The organism is Mesorhizobium sp. M7A.F.Ca.MR.245.00.0.0, from assembly GCF_003997415.1.
GTDB lineage: Bacteria > Pseudomonadota > Alphaproteobacteria > Rhizobiales > Rhizobiaceae > Mesorhizobium.
The window spans coordinates 83,241-98,345 of record NZ_RZTE01000002.1 but is presented as its reverse complement, the minus strand read 5'-3'; the positions used below and the strand labels follow the sequence as shown (position 1 = coordinate 98,345).

The 15,105-nt window shown below is 63.8% G+C and carries 19 protein-coding genes; 15 read left to right on the top strand and 4 right to left on the bottom strand.

Annotation, left to right across the window (positions count from 1 at the left end; all coding sequences use genetic code 11):
- Positions 1-8: 8 nt before the first annotated feature.
- From EOB80_RS03530 to motA, 4 genes are read right to left on the bottom strand one after another with little or no spacing between them, the layout of a single operon-like run.
- A complete protein-coding gene (locus EOB80_RS03530; RefSeq protein ID WP_027038262.1) occupies positions 9-1,019 on the bottom strand; it encodes a flagellar motor switch protein FliG in 1,011 nt (336 codons plus the stop codon).
- 43 nt (positions 1,020-1,062) lie between these two features.
- Positions 1,063-1,449 (bottom strand): flagellar motor switch protein FliN, encoded by a 387-nt coding sequence (gene fliN, locus EOB80_RS03525; protein WP_023809994.1) that lies wholly within the window; start codon positions 1,447-1,449, stop codon positions 1,063-1,065.
- Between the two features lie 16 nt (positions 1,450-1,465).
- Complete coding sequence (locus EOB80_RS03520; protein WP_127269588.1) at positions 1,466-2,413, bottom strand: FliM/FliN family flagellar motor switch protein; 948 nt, start codon at positions 2,411-2,413, stop codon at positions 1,466-1,468.
- 32 nt (positions 2,414-2,445) lie between these two features.
- On the bottom strand, positions 2,446-3,321 hold the full coding sequence (gene motA / locus EOB80_RS03515; RefSeq protein WP_127326683.1) for a flagellar motor stator protein MotA: 876 nt from the start codon (positions 3,319-3,321) through the stop codon (positions 2,446-2,448).
- A gap of 146 nt (positions 3,322-3,467) precedes the next feature.
- Here motA and EOB80_RS03510 point away from each other — a divergent pair, with 146 nt between their 5' ends.
- The 15 genes from EOB80_RS03510 to EOB80_RS03440 all read left to right on the top strand — a co-directional run bounded on the left by EOB80_RS03510 (position 3,468) and on the right by EOB80_RS03440 (position 15,049).
- Entirely contained in the window at positions 3,468-4,589 is a 1,122-nt protein-coding gene (locus EOB80_RS03510; RefSeq protein ID WP_127326682.1) for a DUF1217 domain-containing protein, read from the top strand.
- A gap of 7 nt (positions 4,590-4,596) precedes the next feature.
- Positions 4,597-5,319, top strand: a complete 723-nt coding sequence (flgF, locus tag EOB80_RS03505; RefSeq protein ID WP_127326681.1) for a flagellar basal-body rod protein FlgF — start codon at positions 4,597-4,599, stop codon at positions 5,317-5,319.
- A 3-nt stretch (positions 5,320-5,322) separates the two neighbouring features.
- Entirely contained in the window at positions 5,323-6,726 is a 1,404-nt protein-coding gene (gene fliI / locus EOB80_RS03500; RefSeq protein WP_127326680.1) for a flagellar protein export ATPase FliI, read from the top strand.
- Positions 6,713-7,552, top strand: coding sequence for a hypothetical protein (locus EOB80_RS03495; protein ID WP_127326679.1), 840 nt, complete (start codon positions 6,713-6,715; stop codon positions 7,550-7,552). Before fliI ends, EOB80_RS03495 begins: the two co-directional genes overlap by 14 nt.
- Before the next feature lie 79 nt (positions 7,553-7,631).
- Positions 7,632-8,012 carry a flagellar basal body rod protein FlgB gene (gene flgB, locus EOB80_RS03490; RefSeq protein ID WP_027038255.1) on the top strand — a complete coding sequence of 127 codons (381 nt, stop codon included), beginning with the start codon at positions 7,632-7,634 and terminating at the stop codon, positions 8,010-8,012.
- A gap of 2 nt (positions 8,013-8,014) precedes the next feature.
- Positions 8,015-8,431 (top strand): flagellar basal body rod protein FlgC, encoded by a 417-nt coding sequence (gene flgC, locus EOB80_RS03485; protein ID WP_013529797.1) that lies wholly within the window; start codon positions 8,015-8,017, stop codon positions 8,429-8,431.
- Positions 8,431-8,757, top strand: a complete 327-nt coding sequence (locus EOB80_RS03480) for a flagellar hook-basal body complex protein FliE (protein ID WP_127326678.1) — start codon at positions 8,431-8,433, stop codon at positions 8,755-8,757. Before flgC ends, EOB80_RS03480 begins: the two co-directional genes overlap by 1 nt.
- 11 nt (positions 8,758-8,768) lie before the next feature.
- The gene (gene flgG / locus EOB80_RS03475; protein WP_013529795.1) at positions 8,769-9,557 is read left to right on the top strand and encodes a flagellar basal-body rod protein FlgG; all 789 of its coding nucleotides are present in this window, start codon (positions 8,769-8,771) and stop codon (positions 9,555-9,557) included.
- 3 nt (positions 9,558-9,560) lie between these two features.
- The gene (gene flgA / locus EOB80_RS03470) at positions 9,561-10,088 is read left to right on the top strand and encodes a flagellar basal body P-ring formation chaperone FlgA (RefSeq protein WP_127326677.1); all 528 of its coding nucleotides are present in this window, start codon (positions 9,561-9,563) and stop codon (positions 10,086-10,088) included.
- Positions 10,085-11,326, top strand: a complete 1,242-nt coding sequence (locus EOB80_RS03465) for a flagellar basal body P-ring protein FlgI (protein ID WP_127326676.1) — start codon at positions 10,085-10,087, stop codon at positions 11,324-11,326. The genes flgA and EOB80_RS03465 overlap by 4 nt, the downstream gene beginning before the upstream one ends.
- Positions 11,327-11,329: 3 nt before the next feature.
- Positions 11,330-11,920, top strand: coding sequence for a MotE family protein (locus EOB80_RS03460; RefSeq protein ID WP_164762499.1), 591 nt, complete (start codon positions 11,330-11,332; stop codon positions 11,918-11,920).
- Positions 11,917-12,624, top strand: a complete 708-nt coding sequence (flgH, locus tag EOB80_RS03455; RefSeq protein WP_127326674.1) for a flagellar basal body L-ring protein FlgH — start codon at positions 11,917-11,919, stop codon at positions 12,622-12,624. Before EOB80_RS03460 ends, flgH begins: the two co-directional genes overlap by 4 nt.
- Before the next feature lie 17 nt (positions 12,625-12,641).
- Positions 12,642-13,136 carry a flagellar basal body-associated FliL family protein gene (locus EOB80_RS03450; RefSeq protein WP_127326673.1) on the top strand — a complete coding sequence of 165 codons (495 nt, stop codon included), beginning with the start codon at positions 12,642-12,644 and terminating at the stop codon, positions 13,134-13,136.
- Positions 13,133-13,864 carry a flagellar type III secretion system pore protein FliP gene (gene fliP, locus EOB80_RS03445; RefSeq protein WP_127290412.1) on the top strand — a complete coding sequence of 244 codons (732 nt, stop codon included), beginning with the start codon at positions 13,133-13,135 and terminating at the stop codon, positions 13,862-13,864. Before EOB80_RS03450 ends, fliP begins: the two co-directional genes overlap by 4 nt.
- A gap of 198 nt (positions 13,865-14,062) precedes the next feature.
- Entirely contained in the window at positions 14,063-15,049 is a 987-nt protein-coding gene (locus EOB80_RS03440; protein ID WP_127271439.1) for a flagellin, read from the top strand.
- The last annotated feature ends 56 nt before the right edge of the window (positions 15,050-15,105 follow it).

Below are 15,105 nucleotides of genomic sequence, written 5' to 3'. Positions count from 1 at the left end.
GCGCGGCCTTAGGCGGCGTCTTGGGTCGAGGGCAGTTCGAAGGCGCCTTCGCGCGACAGCCGGATCGTCGTCGTAACGATCGTCTTGCGGGCCGCCGTGATGTCGGCGAGAGGGACCCCGTCCGAGCCCTGTCCGAGTTCGGCTTCGATCATGCGCCGCGAGCGGGCGCCGATGGCCGACAGCACCGATTCTGCGAGTGCGGCCGAAGTGCCGCGCAGGGCCAGCGTGACCAACTCCGTCGACAGCCCGTCGAACAGCAGCACCCGCGCTTTCTGGGTGAGCAGCGGCAAATCGTCGAAAGCAAACAGGCGGGCCCTCACACCGTCGAGATCAGGCGTGCCGGCGGCTTCCAGATCCTGCATGACTTCCTCGAGCAGCGGCTTGTCGAGTTCGTTGAGAACGCTGGCGACACGCGCCTGCCCGGCCGAGGTGTCCTTGGTCGAGGTTTCCGCCAGCACGCTGGTGCGCAGCCGGTTTTCGACGATCCTGGCGGCAGCGTCGGGAACATTGGCCATCGTCACCATGCGCTTGATGATTTCTCCACGCATCGGCTTGGTCAGTGTCAGCAGCACGTTGGCCGCCACCTGCGGCGCCAGCTTCGACAACACCATGGCCGCCGTCTGCGGATGCTCGCCGGCCAGGAAGGCACCAAGCCGCGCCGGTTCGAGCTTTTCGAGTTCGGGCCAGATCGGCGGCGGGCCTTCCGGTGCGACCTCGAATTTCTTGTCGCCCATGATCGCGCTCATCTCTTCGGGCGAGAGCGATTCGTTGAGGATGGTGTCCATCCTGTCGGCGGAATCGAGCAATCCCGCCCCTTCCGTGAACTCGGCCTCGAACTCGGCGACGATGCGCTCAAGATCGCTTTGCGGAATCGTCCGCAGCAGGCGGGCGCCCTCGATCAGGGCCTTCAGTTCTTCCTGCTTGAAGAATTTCAGCAGGCGGCTGGCCGACGGCTTGCCCATCGCCACAAGTATGGCGGCCGCCTTCTGCGCGCGGGTCAAGGTCACCGGCGTCGTCATGCCACTCGCCTCCGCTGCCACCGGCAAGCCCCGCAAACCATGTCTAGGCGCCCTTCGTGCCGGCGATGATTTCGGTCAGCCTGATGCCGAACCGCGACGGATCGCTTTCCAGCACGGTGATCTCGCCGCGCGCGATCTTGCGGCCGTTGACCACGACGTCGACAGGTTCGCCGATGCGGCGATTGAGCGCCACGGTCGACCCTTTTTGCAGCGCCATCAGATCGGAGACCGGCATCTCGGTGCTGCCGAGGATGATCTGGACATCGACGGGGATGTTCATGATCACGCTCGAATTGGCTGATGAGGCCGCCCTGAAGGCCGCATCGGGGCGTTGCTCCTCTTCATGCAGGACACCGCGCAACTCTTCGATGGCGCGATCGAGTTGCTCGTCCGGCTGGTCGAGGTCGGCTTCCGCCTTGGTTTTGGCCATGATCGTCTCCAAATGCTCAGGCGCGTCCGGCGGCAGCCGGCATCAGCCCGTCGATAAAGTCCTGCCCGGCGTCGTAAGGATGCCTGATCCGGACGGTGTAATTCTGTCCCAGTTTGCCGAACTCGCATACGAACAGCGTCTTGCCCCGTGCGCTGAGACGCGCCTGGGACTGGGCCGTCTCCTCGAATTCGATGACGTCGCCGATTTCGAAACCGGCGAGATCGCCGAGCGTCAGCCGCGCCAGCGGCATCGTGGCCTCGAGCGCCACGGTGGAGCGCATCACCTCTTCCGAAAAGCGGGCGCGCCAGCTGGGGCCGTGATCGTCGTCGCTGACAGGCACGGCTCCGTCGCGGCTGGCCAGCACGACGCGCTGCGGCATCGTCACCGTGACGGTGCCACTATCGGCCGGCGTCGAGATGCCAAGCACGATGCGGATTGCCGCGCCATCGCGCAGCACATACCGCTTCGCCTCGGTGCCGGACATTGCTCGCGGCGCGGGCAGGCGCAGGTCGAGCGAGCGCTTTCCCGATCCGTTGAGGGCCTGCGCGACCTGCTGGAACACCATGGTCGAAACATCGATTTCGATCTGCGACAGATCGCGTTCGATCGGCGATGCCGGCAGATCCGGGTCGCCGCCGAACAGCGTGCAGACCATGATCGCGATCGCCGGAGCATCGATCACCAGGGTCATCGCATCGGAGGACGCCGACGAGCCGATCACGGTCATGGCAAACGTGTCGCCGGCACGCGAACGCGCCTCGGGAACGCGGCTGACCTCGATCGCTTTGAGGTCGACGACGACCGGAACGCCAAGCTCGCTGGTCAGGCTTTTCTGCAACAGCGGTACGGCGCGTTCGGCCATGGCGCGGCCTGCGTCGATGACCTGCGCGGCCTCGCCGCTGTCGCCGACCAGACGCTCGATGATCAGCGAACGCGCTTCCGCTGGGCTGCCCGGACTGGTCATGACAGTGCTGGGACCGATCTATCGCGCATCGTTCAGGCGGCCTTCTTTTCGACGGTGCCGGTATTCATCGTGCTCTGCTCGACGGCATCGATCGTCGGCCGTTCATAGGACGAGATGGTCTTACGGCCGAACTCGATCGCCACCTGCGGCAGCGCGCCGTTCATGTAGGCCAGCAGCGTCTGCTTGACGATGATATAGAGGCGGTTCTTCTTCTCGCGCACCGTCTTGATCTTGGTGGCGACCGGCCCGACCACCGAATAGGACAGGAAGATGCCGAGGAACGTTCCGACAAGTGCGGCACCGATCAGACCGCCGAGGATTTCCGGCGACTGGTCGAGCGCGCCCATCGCCTTGACCACGCCGAGCACGGCGGCGACGATGCCGAGCGCCGGCAGGCCATCGCCCACCGCCACCATCGCGTGATAGGCCTTCATCTTGTCGGACCTGATGGTCTGGATCTCTTCGTCCATCAGCGCCTCGATCTCGTGCGAGCGGGCATTGCCGATGATGATGATACGGCAGTAGTCGCAGATGAAATGCGTCAGGTCATGATTGTGCAGCACGGTTGGGAACGCCTGGAAAATCGCTGACTCTTCCGGATTGTCGATATGCGCCTCGACTTCGCTGCGGGATTTCGAGCGCAGCTCGCGCATCAGCGAGTGCAGCACGCCGAGCGTCTCGAGATAGTCCTGTTCCTTCGGCACCGCCTGCTTGAAGGCTTCGAGAATGGCCTTGCCGGTGTCCTTGACCGTCTTCATCGGATTGGCAACGAGGAAGGTGCCAAAAGCCGCACCACAGATGATCACGACCTCCCATGGCTGGATCAGCACGTGAAGATGGCCGCCCATGGCCATGAAGCCGCCAAGGACGCAGCCGAGCGTTACCACCAGTCCAATCAGAATGCCCACGACAGGTCCTTCCGCATTTCACATCAGGAGCTAGGGATAGTCCCCGTGCCTTGTGTGAGGCTTGAATCGAGGGCTTGGAAGCGATTCAGTTTCGCGCAAGGAAGTAGGGGTATTGTGCCGGCATAGCTTCGGCCGGAGGCACGTCTTTGCTCAATACCTTTACCAGCTACCAGCTCATCACCAAGGATATTTCAAAATCGATCGACAGGATCGAGCAGCAGCCCGTGGTTGATCGCGACACCAAATATTATCTCGCGAATATCACCAAGGTGAAATCGATCGACGATTTCGTCAAAAACGACCGTTTGTTCAAGTATGCCATGAAGGCCTACGGGCTGGAGGACATGGACTACGCCAAGGCCTTCATGGTCAAGGCACTCAAGGAAGGCGTCTCCGATCCCGACAGCTTCGCCAACAAGCTGACCGACAAGCGTTACGCCGAATTCGTCAGCGCCTTCAACTTCGCCGCCAACGGCGCCGATGCGACCATCTACAACAAGACACAGCAGTTGGTGACCAAGAACTATGCCATCCAGGCGCAGATCGCCGGCCTCGATCCCAATTCGGCCTATGTGAAGGGCGAGACGACATACTATCTCGCCAACATCACCAAGGTGAAGTCGATCGACGATCTGATGTCGAACAACCGGCTCTACACATACGCGCTGGCGTCATTCGGTCTCGACTCGGCGACGGAGGACAAGGATCTCATCAAGCGGGTTCTGCAGGGCGGCGTCCGCGATCCCGACAGCCTCGCCAACAAGATGACGGACAAGACCTATGCCGCGCTTGCCTCCGCCTTCAACTTCGAGGCCTATGGCGAAAACACCACCACCATCAATCCGGCGCAGCAGCCGACCGTCGACAAATACATGCGCCAGACCCTCGAAGAGGATGCCGGTCAGGCCAACCAGGGTGTGCGGCTGGCGCTTTACTTCGATCGCAAGGCCCCAACCATCACCAGCTGGTATGACGTGCTGGCCGACACCGCGCTTGCCAGTGTCGTGCGCACCGTGCTCGGCCTGCCCGATTCCTTCGCCACCGCCGATGTCGACAAGCAGGCGCAGCTGTTCGAGCAAAAACTCGACATCTCGGATTTCTCCGACCCCGAAAAACTCGGCAAGTTCCTGACCCGCTTCACCAGCATGTACGAGATCAACCACCCGACTTCATCGGCCGTCACCTCGGTCAGCGTGCTGTTTGCCCAGCCACTCACAGTCGGCATCTCCACCGACCTGATGATGGCCATGCAGAAACTGAGGTTCTGAGACCATCATGCGGGACAGCCTGTACGTCGCCCTTTCGTCGCAGATCGCGCTCGAGCGGCGCCTCGACACCATCGCCGACAACGTCGCCAACGCCTCGACGATCGGCTTTCGCGCTACCGGCGTGAAGTTCGAGGACGTCGTCTCCGGCACCGGGCAGAAATCGGTATCCTTCGCCTCCCCGGGCAAGACCTACCTTTCCGGCGCCCACGGTGCCTTGAGCGAGACCGGAAATCCCTTCGATTTCGCCGTCCAGGGCGATGCCTGGTTTGCCATAGAGACGCCGGTCGGCACCGTCATGACCCGCGACGGCCGCTTTTCGATGAACGAGAACGGCGAGCTGATGTCGATCGAGGGCCACCCGGTGCTCGATGCCGGCGGCTCGCCGATCCAGCTTGATCCCCGCAACGGCCCACCCAAGGCCGGGGCCGATGGTTCGTTGCGCCAGAAGGATCAGCTTGTCGGCTCGATCGGACTCTACAATTTCGACCCAGGCCCGAACTTCGTCCGCTACGGCAATTCCGGCATCGTTCCGGCACGCACCCCGGAGCCTGTCACCGATCGCTCGGATATCGGCGTCGCCCAGGGTTTTCTCGAAGAGTCCAATGTCAATCCGGTGCTGGAGATCACCAGGCTGATCATGGTCCAGCGCGCCTTCGAGAACACCGCCGCCCTGATGCGGCAGACCGACTCCTCCACCGACGAGGCGATCAAGACGCTCGGCTCGAAATAATCCATGTCGCTCGACCAGCCATCCCTGCGCGCACTCGAAAGACAACTCCAGCCGGCGCCGGAAGACCGGCTTGCCGCGCTGGAACGGGTCTGGCGGCGTTTCGCCGACGCCGAGGCGCTGCTCAAGCGCGGCGGCCGCGTCATCGAAGTCACGCCCACGCACTACAAGGTGCACGGCCTTTCCGGCTTCGCCAGGCTGGGCGACATCGTCGAGCAGCGCGGCGATGCCGGTGCGCGGCGCGGCGAGATCGTCAAGATCGGCCGCGACGAGGCCGTCGTGGCACCCTTCGAACGCAGCGCCGATTCCGGCATCGGTGATGCCGTTTTCCGCCGAGGTCCGCTCGTGGTGGCGCCGCATGCCTCGTGGCGCGGCCGCACCATCGACGCACTCACCAGGACGATCGATGGCGGCCCGCCGCTCGCCCGGGGAGACGACACATCGCGCGGCGCCCAGACGACGCCAGGAGCCATGGCGCGGCAACGCGTCGGCACTGCCTTCATGACCGGCGTCAAGGTCATCGACATCTTCACGCCGCTCTGCTTCGGCCAGCGCCTCGGCATCTTTGCCGGCTCCGGCGTCGGCAAGTCGACGCTGCTCGCCATGCTCGCCGGCGCCGACGCATTCGATACTGTCGTGGTGGCGCTCATCGGCGAACGCGGCCGAGAAGTCCGTGAATTCCTCGAGGATACTATCGGCGACAGCATGGCCAAGACCGTCGCCGTCGTCGCCACCAGCGACGAAAGCGCCATGATGCGCCGGCGTGCGCCGGACACCGCCATGCGCGTCGCCGAGCATTTCCGCGACCAGGGGCATCGCGTTTTGCTGGTGCTGGATTCGATCACCCGCTTCGCCCACGCCCTGCGTGAGGTGGCGACGGGGACCGGCGAGCCGCCGGTCGCGCGCGGTTATCCGGCCTCGGTGTTCACCGAACTGCCCAAGCTGCTCGAACGCGCCGGGCCGGGCGGGGAAGGCAAAGGATCCATCACCGCCATCATTTCCGTGCTGGTCGACGGCGACGATCACAACGATCCGGTCGCCGATTCCGTGCGCGGCATCCTCGACGGCCATGTCGTGCTCGATCGCACGATCGCCGAACAGGGTCGCTATCCCCCCGTCAACCCGCTGTCGTCCATATCGCGGTTGGCCGGAAAGGCCTGGAGCGTAGAACAGCGCGCGCTGGTGACAAGGCTGAAGTCGATGATCTCGCGCTTCGAGGACACGCGCGATATCCGGTTGCTTGGGGCCTATCAGGGGGGCGCCGATGCCGAACTGGACATCGCCGTGCGCCAGGTGCCGCTGATCTATGAGGCGCTGACGCAAGCGCCGAAGGATCGCCCGTCGACCGACCCGTTCTCCGATCTCGCCCGCCACCTCAAGAGCAAGCTGAACGCCGATGCCGGAGACTGAACGCGAATATACCGAGCGCATCCTGCGCGACATGATCGCCGAGGCCAACGCCGTGGAGCAAGCCGAGGCTGACGAAACGAGAACCGCCAAGGCAAAGGCTGCCCGTGCCATCGCAGCCAAAGCCGAGGCCGTTCTGGCCAGAGCCGTCAAGCCAATCCTGCCACGGGCTGGCAAAGCCGATCCTGATCTGGCCAGGCCCGTCGAACCCGCTCTGCCCCGGGCTCCCCAGGCGGTGGCTGCCGAGATGACGCAGGCCAGCCGCGACTCGCTGATCGACGGGCTGTTCCCGCGCACCGAATGGCCGCAGCCGCCAAAGGCACCGTTTCCCCGACTGAAGAAGAAGTCCGACCGACGCAGCGATTTCGTCATAGCCGCGCTCGGCATCACGCTCGGCCTGATCTGCGCCCTGTTTCCCTGGTACATCTTCTTCAACCAGGACCAGTTTGGCGTCCAGGCGATGAAGTTCGGCGGCACCGGCTCCAATTCCGGGCGAGCGGGCGGCGGCGTGGTCGCGGAACGCAGCGCGCCGCTGACGGCGAAGGATATTCCCGCGGCCAATCTCGATCTTCTTGCCACGGGGACGGTGCGGGACGATGTCAATCCCGCAGCCGCACCCGACGAGCAACCGTTTCCGGCCGACGCGGCGAAATTCCGCATGGTTCATGTCGCTAACGGCCGTGCCATGATCCAGGACGACGCTGGCCTCTGGATCGTCCAGCGCGGCTCGATACTGCCTGACTCCAGTCAGGTGTCCTCCATCGAGCAGCGCAACGGCAAATGGGTCATGGTCACCAGTGCCGACCGGGTGATCGAACTCTCCAGATAAACGATCTCCGGCTCCCGCCATCCGCAAGGCCCGCGCAAGACTGGCGGCCTAGTCTCTGGGTACCTGCTCGGAGATTCCCATGGAGCCCGTTTCCCTTTTCGACCTCGCCGCCAAGCAAGCGCAATGGCTGGCCGTGCGCCAGTCGGCAGTCGCCGGCAACATCGCCAATGCCAACACGCCAGGTTATACGGCAAACGATGTCGAGCCATTCGAAAAGGTGCTCGACCGCGCTGCCGTATCGCTGCAGGCGACCCAGGCCGGCCATCTCGGCAATGCGGCGACCAATGCCGGCTTCACCATCAAGCCGCAGGAGAATGACGGCGTCGTCATGCCGTCCAAGAACTCGGTCGTTCTGGAAGACCAGTTGCTGAAAGCCGGCGAGGTGCGCCGCTCCTTCGAGCTCAACACAGCGATCGTCAAGGCGTTTCATACGATGATGATGATGGCGGTGAAGAGCTGACCATGGACGCACTGACCGCAGCCCTCAAAGTCGCAGCATCCGGCCTCGGCGCCCAGTCGGAGCGCCTGCGCGTGGTTTCCGAAAACCTCGCCAACGCCCAGTCGACCGGCACCGCGCCCGGCTCCGATCCTTATCGCCGCAAGACCATCAGCTTCGTCTCTGAGCTTGACCGGGCCTCCGGCAGTTCAACGGTTGCAGTGAACTCGATCGATCGAGATCCCAGTGACTTTCCAGTCGAGTTCCAGCCCGGCAACGAGGCCGCCGACGAGAAGGGCTACGTCAAGATGCCCAACGTCAACGTGCTGATCGAAATGGCCGACATGACCGAGGCCAACCGCTCCTACGAGGCCAACCTTCAGGTGGTCAAGCAGGCCCGCGACCTGATTTCCATGACCATCGACCTGATGAGGAACCAGTAATGATCAGCGGTATCGGAGCGCTTCAGTTCAAGCCGTCGATCGGCGGCGACGACGCGGCCACAAGCCTGCTCCAGGGCGGCGCGACACCTTCGGCCGGCGGCACCATCGGCACCTCCTTCGCCGAGGCGCTGAGCCAGGCAGCCTCCAAGACCGTGAACACGCTGCAGAATGCCGAGCAGGTATCGTTGCAGGCGCTCAAGGGCGACGCCGACACCCGTCAGGTGGTCGACGCCGTGATGGGCGCGCAGCAGGCGCTTCAGACCGCCGTCGCCATCCGCGACAAGGTGGTTTCCGCCTATCTCGAAGTCAGCCGAATGGGCATCTGAGGAATTCCGCCATGAAAGCACTCGCCATCGCCGCCACCGGCATGAATGCCCAGCAGACAAATCTGGAAGTCATCGCCAACAACATCGCCAACATCAACACCACCGGCTACAAGCGCGCCCGTGCCGAATTCTCCGACCTGCTCTATCAGGTCGACCGCACGCAAGGCGTGCCCAACCGCTCCAACGCCTCGCTGGTGCCGGAGGGCGTCTCGATCGGCCTCGGCGTCAAGACGACGGCCGTGCGCAACGTGCACACCCAGGGCGAACTGACCAGCACCGGCAACAGTTTCGACCTGGCGCTGACCGGCAGGGGCTGGTTTCAGATCGAGGGTGCCGACGGCGGCACGCTCTACAGCCGCGCCGGAGCTCTCAACACCAACGCCACCGGCCAGCTCGTGACGGTCGACGGCGCTGCCGTCATTCCGGCAATCAATGTTCCCGTGGATGCCGTCGAGGTCATCGTCAACAAGACCGGCCAGGTCTTCGCCCGCATCGACGGCCAGACCGACCTGCAGAACCTCGGGCAGCTTCAGATCGCCAACTTCGCCAACGAGGCCGGCCTGGCGCCGCTCGGCGACAATCTGTTCCAGGAAACCACGGCTTCGGGGCCGGCGAATGTCGGCGTGCCGGGCGATCCCGGCTTTGCCACCATCCAGCAGGGCTATCTCGAAGCCTCCAACGTCGACCCGGTCAAGGAAATCACCGAGCTGATCTCGGCGCAGCGCGCCTATGAGATGAACTCCAAGGTCATCCAGGCCGCCGACGACATGGCCTCCGTGGTCTCCAAGAACATCAGGTAACGCATGATGTCGACGCCCGGCCTTCTGTCCGCATTCCGCCGCACCGCGCTCATCCTTGCGCTGGTGACCGGCACGATGCCGGCTTTTGCCCAGGAGTCGGCCAACCAATCGGCCACCCGGATCGCCAGCAATCAAGCTGGCGGCGAGGTGGTGCTTATTCCGAGCCGGGTAATCTATCCCGGCGAGACCATCAACCTGGCTGCCCTGAAACAGGTCACCCTTATCGTCGGCAAGCACAAGCCGGAGGCGGTCGCCACGCGGGCCGAAGAACTGGATGGCAAGGTCGCCAAGCGCACGCTGCTGCCCGGCCGCTACATTCCTTCCACCGCCATCCGCGAGGCCTGGCTGGTCGAACAGGGTGCTTCCGTGCAGATCTTCTTCATCGCCGGCGGGCTGACGATCTCGGCCACCGCCGTGACGCTGCAGCCGGGAGCCCCGGGCGACCTCGTCAAGGTTCGCAACATCGACAGCGGCAAAATCCTGTCCGGCACGGTGATGGCGGACGGAACCATCCAGGTCAGCGCGTCATGATACGCGGGCTTACCCTGATGCTGGCAGCCGTGCTTGGCCTGCAGCCGGCGCTGGCCGACGGCCTGACGTCGAAGGCCAAGCGCGAGCTCGCCGCCAAGAATGGCGGCGTCTACAACGATCCCGAATATGATCCGGCCACCACCAGCCGCATGTTCCGGGTTTCGACCGGGCCGAGTTCGCTGCCGCCGGGCCAGGTGGCCGCGCGCATCAAGGACATCGCCCAGTTGCAGAGTTCGCGCGACAATCAGCTCGTCGGCTACGGCCTGGTCATCGGCCTTGCCGGATCGGGCGACAGCCTGCGCAACTCGCCATTCACCGAACAGTCGATCCGCGCGATGCTCGAAAATCTCGGCATCGCCACCGAAGGCGGCAGTGCGCGCGCCAAGAATGTCGCCGCCGTCATCGTCACCGCCAACATGCCGCCCTACGTGCAATCGGGCGCCCGCATCGACATCGACGTCTCCTCGATGGGCGACGCGACCTCGCTTTCCGGCGGCACGCTGATCATGACGCCGCTGAAGGCGGCGGACGGCGAGATCTATGCCGTCGGCCAGGGCTCGGTCATCGTGTCCGGCTTTACCGCCCAGGGACAGGCCGAGCAGCTGACGCAAGGCGTGCCGACCTCCGGCCGCGTGCCGAACGGCGCCATCGTCGAGCGTGCTGTCCAGGCCGAGTTCGACGATCAGGCGGTCCTGACGCTGCAACTGCGCAATCCCGATTTCTCGACCGCTATCCGCATCGCGGACGCCATCAACGACTACACCGGCCAGCGCTTCGGCATGCGGGTGGCGGCCGAGCGCGATTCGCGCACCGTTCAGATCAGAAGGCCGAAGGGTGTCTCGGCGGCGCGCTTCTATGCCGAAATCGAGAATCTGGTGGTCGAATCCGACACGCCGGCCCGTGTCGTGATCGACGAGCGCACCGGCACCATCGTCATCGGCAATGACGTCAAGATCTCACGGGTCGCCATCAGCCACGGCACGCTCACCGTACGCATCACCGAAGCGCCGCGCGTCGTCCAGCCCGAGCCCTTCTCCAAGGGCGAGACCGCCATCGAACCATTCACCGCCATCGACGCCAGCCGACCCGACGCCCGCGTTGCCGTGCTTGACGGACCCGATCTCCAGACCCTCGTTTCCGGCCTCAACCGCCTCGGCGTCAAGCCGGATGGCATCATCGCCATTCTGCAGGGCATCAAATCGGCCGGGGCTCTGCAGGCCGACCTGGTTCTGCAATAGGCGATGCCGATGACGCGCTCCTTCCCACGCCATGACGGCAGACACCGCAAAGCCGCGATCCTGCTCGCGACCGCTATTCTCGCGACGCTGCCCTTTGCCGGCGACACTGCGCGCGGCGAGGAGACGGTCCGCCAGGTCCTGCCGGGGGCACCGGTGGCAGCGGCGCCGCAGCAATTGACGCGGGAAAAGGCGCCGGACCAAAGCGAGATCGAGCGCTTCTGCTCAAACATCGCCGACGCCGCCCGCGACCGCCGCTATGTCCTGCAGGCGGAGGAACTGAAGCAGCTCCAGGCCGGCATTGACGAGCGCATGAAAGCTCTCGATGCAAAGAAAGCTGAATACGAGACCTGGCTGAAGCGACGCGAGGTTTTCCTGGCCCGGGCAGAGGACGGCGTCGTCCAGATCTACGCCGGCATGAAGCCCGACGCCGCCGCCGAGCGGCTGGCCATCGTCAACGCCGATCTGGCTGCGGCCATATTGATGAAGCTCGATACACGCAAGGCGAGCGTCATCCTCAACGAAATGGACCAGAAGGCGGCGGCGACGCTCACCGGCATTATGGCCAGCGCAGCCCGAAGGGTAGATCCGTCATGATCCGGAAAATGCTTGTCCTGTGCGTGGTCACCGTGCTGTCGGGTTGCGGAACCAACCTCAAGGAGGTCGGCAGGGAGCCGGCTCTGTCCCCGGTCGGCTCCGGCATCGATGGCGGCAGTACCGGCTCCCTCTATCGCTATCCGCAAACGCCGCCCGCGCCAGTCAAGAAATTCTCGTTGTGGGACGACCGCCAGAGCCGGCTGTTCACCGACCCGCGGGCGCTGTCCCAGGGCGACATCCTGACGGTCAAGATCAAGATCAACGATCGGGCCAACTTCAAGAACCAGAACGACAGGAGCCGCACCGCCAATCGCAAACTCGGTTACGACCTCAGCGCGCAGTGGGACAAGTGGAGCACCGCCGGCAAGGGCGCTGGGGCTCTCAGCTCCACCACGGACACGACTGCCGACGGCGAGATCAAGCGCTCGGAGACGCTTGAGCTCAATGTCGCGGCGATCGTCACCGATGTGCTTCCCAACGGCAATCTGATGATCACCGGATCGCAGGAAGTGCGCGTCAACGCCGAGCTCAGGGTGCTGACGCTCGCCGGCATCGTGCGGCCGGCCGATATCGGCGCCGAAAACACCATCCCCTACGAACGTATCGCCGAGGCCCGCATCTCCTACGGCGGACGCGGTCGCATCACCGAGGTCCAGCAGCCTGCCTACGGCCAGCAGATTCTCGACCAGGTTCTTCCGTTCTAGGATCGGAGCAGGGCGCCGTGGCAAATATCGAACAGGTTCAGCCACGCAAGGGTCCCTCCCCTGCCATCCAGGCCGGCCTGCTGCTGCTTGTGACGGCGGCCGCCATTGGCATGGGCTGGATGTCCGGCGGTTATCTCAAAGGCGTCGGCGCACCGGCGTCGGTACCGGTCGCGCCTGAGAACGAAGGCAAGATCATGCAGCCCGCCGCGGCCGAGCAGCCAGGCCTGGGCCCGATGCTTGTCGTGCTGGCGCCGATCACCACCAACATCGCCTCGCCTGCCGATACCTGGATCAGGATGGAGGTGTCCGTCGTCTATGACGGGCCGCAGCCACAGGCAATGTCTGATGACATCCACCAGGACCTTCTGGCCCTGGTGCGCACGTTGAAGATGCATCAGATCGAGGGGGCCAGCGGCTACCAGCACCTGAAGGCCGACCTCGAAGAACGCGCCGCGATCCGCAGCCAGGGTCACGCCAAACAGGTACTCATCAGGACATTGCTGCTCGAATGAGAAAGTTCCTTCTCGCCACGGCCATGATCGCCGCCGCCACCTCCATCGCGACGGCCCAGCAACTCGATCTCGGCGGCATCGGCAAGGCTGACGGCACCACCGTCGGTTACATCATCCAGATGTTCGGCCTGCTGACCGTTCTGTCGGTGGCGCCAGGCCTGCTGATCATGGTGACCAGCTTCACCCGTTTCGTCATCGCCTTCTCGATCCTGCGCGCCGGCATCGGCCTGCAGTCGACACCGGCGAACCTCATCCTGATTTCGCTGTCGCTGTTCATGACCTTCTATGTCATGGCGCCGACCTTCGATCAGGCCTGGAACACCGGCGTCAAGCCGCTGATGGACAACCAGATCACCCAGACCGAAGCCTTCGACAAGATTTCGGACCCGTTCCGCACCTTCATGCTGCACAATGTGCGTGACAAGGATTTCGACCTCTTCGCCGACCTTGCCCGCGAGCGCGGACAGACCGTTTCGCGTGACACCGTCGACCTGCGCATCCTGGTGCCGGCCTTCATGATCTCGGAGATCCGGCGCGGTTTCGAGATCGGCTTCCTGATCGTGCTGCCATTCCTCGTCATTGACCTGATCGTCGCCACCATCACCATGGCGATGGGCATGATGATGCTGCCGCCGACAGTGGTGTCGCTACCGTTCAAGATCCTGTTCTTCGTCCTGATCGACGGCTGGAACCTGCTTGTCGGCAGCCTGGTGCGCTCCTTCAACTGACCCTGCGGCGCCGGCTCGAAATCCCAGCAATATATTTTCGATTAACCGTCCGGTTTAGCCCTTTGGTAGGGACTTGCCCGCATATTCGCTCGCAGATGGCGGGTGATCAATTTTGAGAGATCATGGGCATGATGCCGCACCGTCATACCGGTAGAGCCGGTATGTAAAAAATACCTGTAAAATCAAGGTCCGAGTACCATGTCCAGCATCATGACGAACAGCGCCGCATTGACGGCCCTGCAGAGCCTCAACGCCACCAGCAAATCCCTCACCGACACCCAGGCCCGCATCTCGACCGGCTACAAGGTCTCGCAGGCTTCGGACAACGCCGCTTACTGGTCGATCGCCACCACGATGCGCTCCGACAACCAGGCAATGTCCACCGTTTCGGACGCTCTCGGCCTCGGCGCCTCTAAGGTCGACACAGCCTATACCGGCATGAGTAGCGCGATCGATACGATCAACCAGATCAAGACTAAGCTGGTCGCGTCCTACGGCCAGACGGACGCCTCCAAGGAAAAGACCCAGGTCGAAATCGCCGCCCTTCAGAACCAGTTGAAGGCCTACGCCGATGGCGCCACCTTCTCCGGCACCAACATGCTTTCGGTGTCCACTGCGACAGGCACCGCGGCCGACGTGAAGATTGTTTCGGCCTTCAACCGCGACGCGACCGGCGCGGCTTCGATCTCCACGATCGATGTCAATGTGGAAAGCATCAAGCTGTACGATGCCGGCGCGGCACCAACCGCCAAGGGCATTCTCGACACGGCCCGCCTCGGCACCACGGGCGCTGCTGTTGCCACGGCCTCGGCACCGACGTTGGGCGCTGCCGCAGCGGTTACCGACACCTATTCGGTTGCCTCGCTGACTATCTTCTCGGGTGGCACGGCCGCCAGCGATAGCCAGATCGCGCAGCAGATGAACGTCGTCGATGCCGCGCTCAAGGCCATGACCAACGCCGCCACCACGCTCGGCGCCGCCAAGAGCAGTATCGACCTGCAGAAGACCTTCACCTCGAACCTGATGGACTCCATCGATCGCGGTGTCGGCCAGCTCGTCGATGCCGACATGAACAAGGAATCGACCCGTCTCCAGGCCCTGCAGGTCCAGCAGCAGCTCGGCATCCAGGCGCTGTCGATCGCCAACGGTTCGTCGCAGTCGATCCTGTCGCTCTTCCGCGGCTAATCGCATCCGCCAACTTGCACTAAAATCGGGCCGCGCCAGTCGCGTCGCGGTTGAAG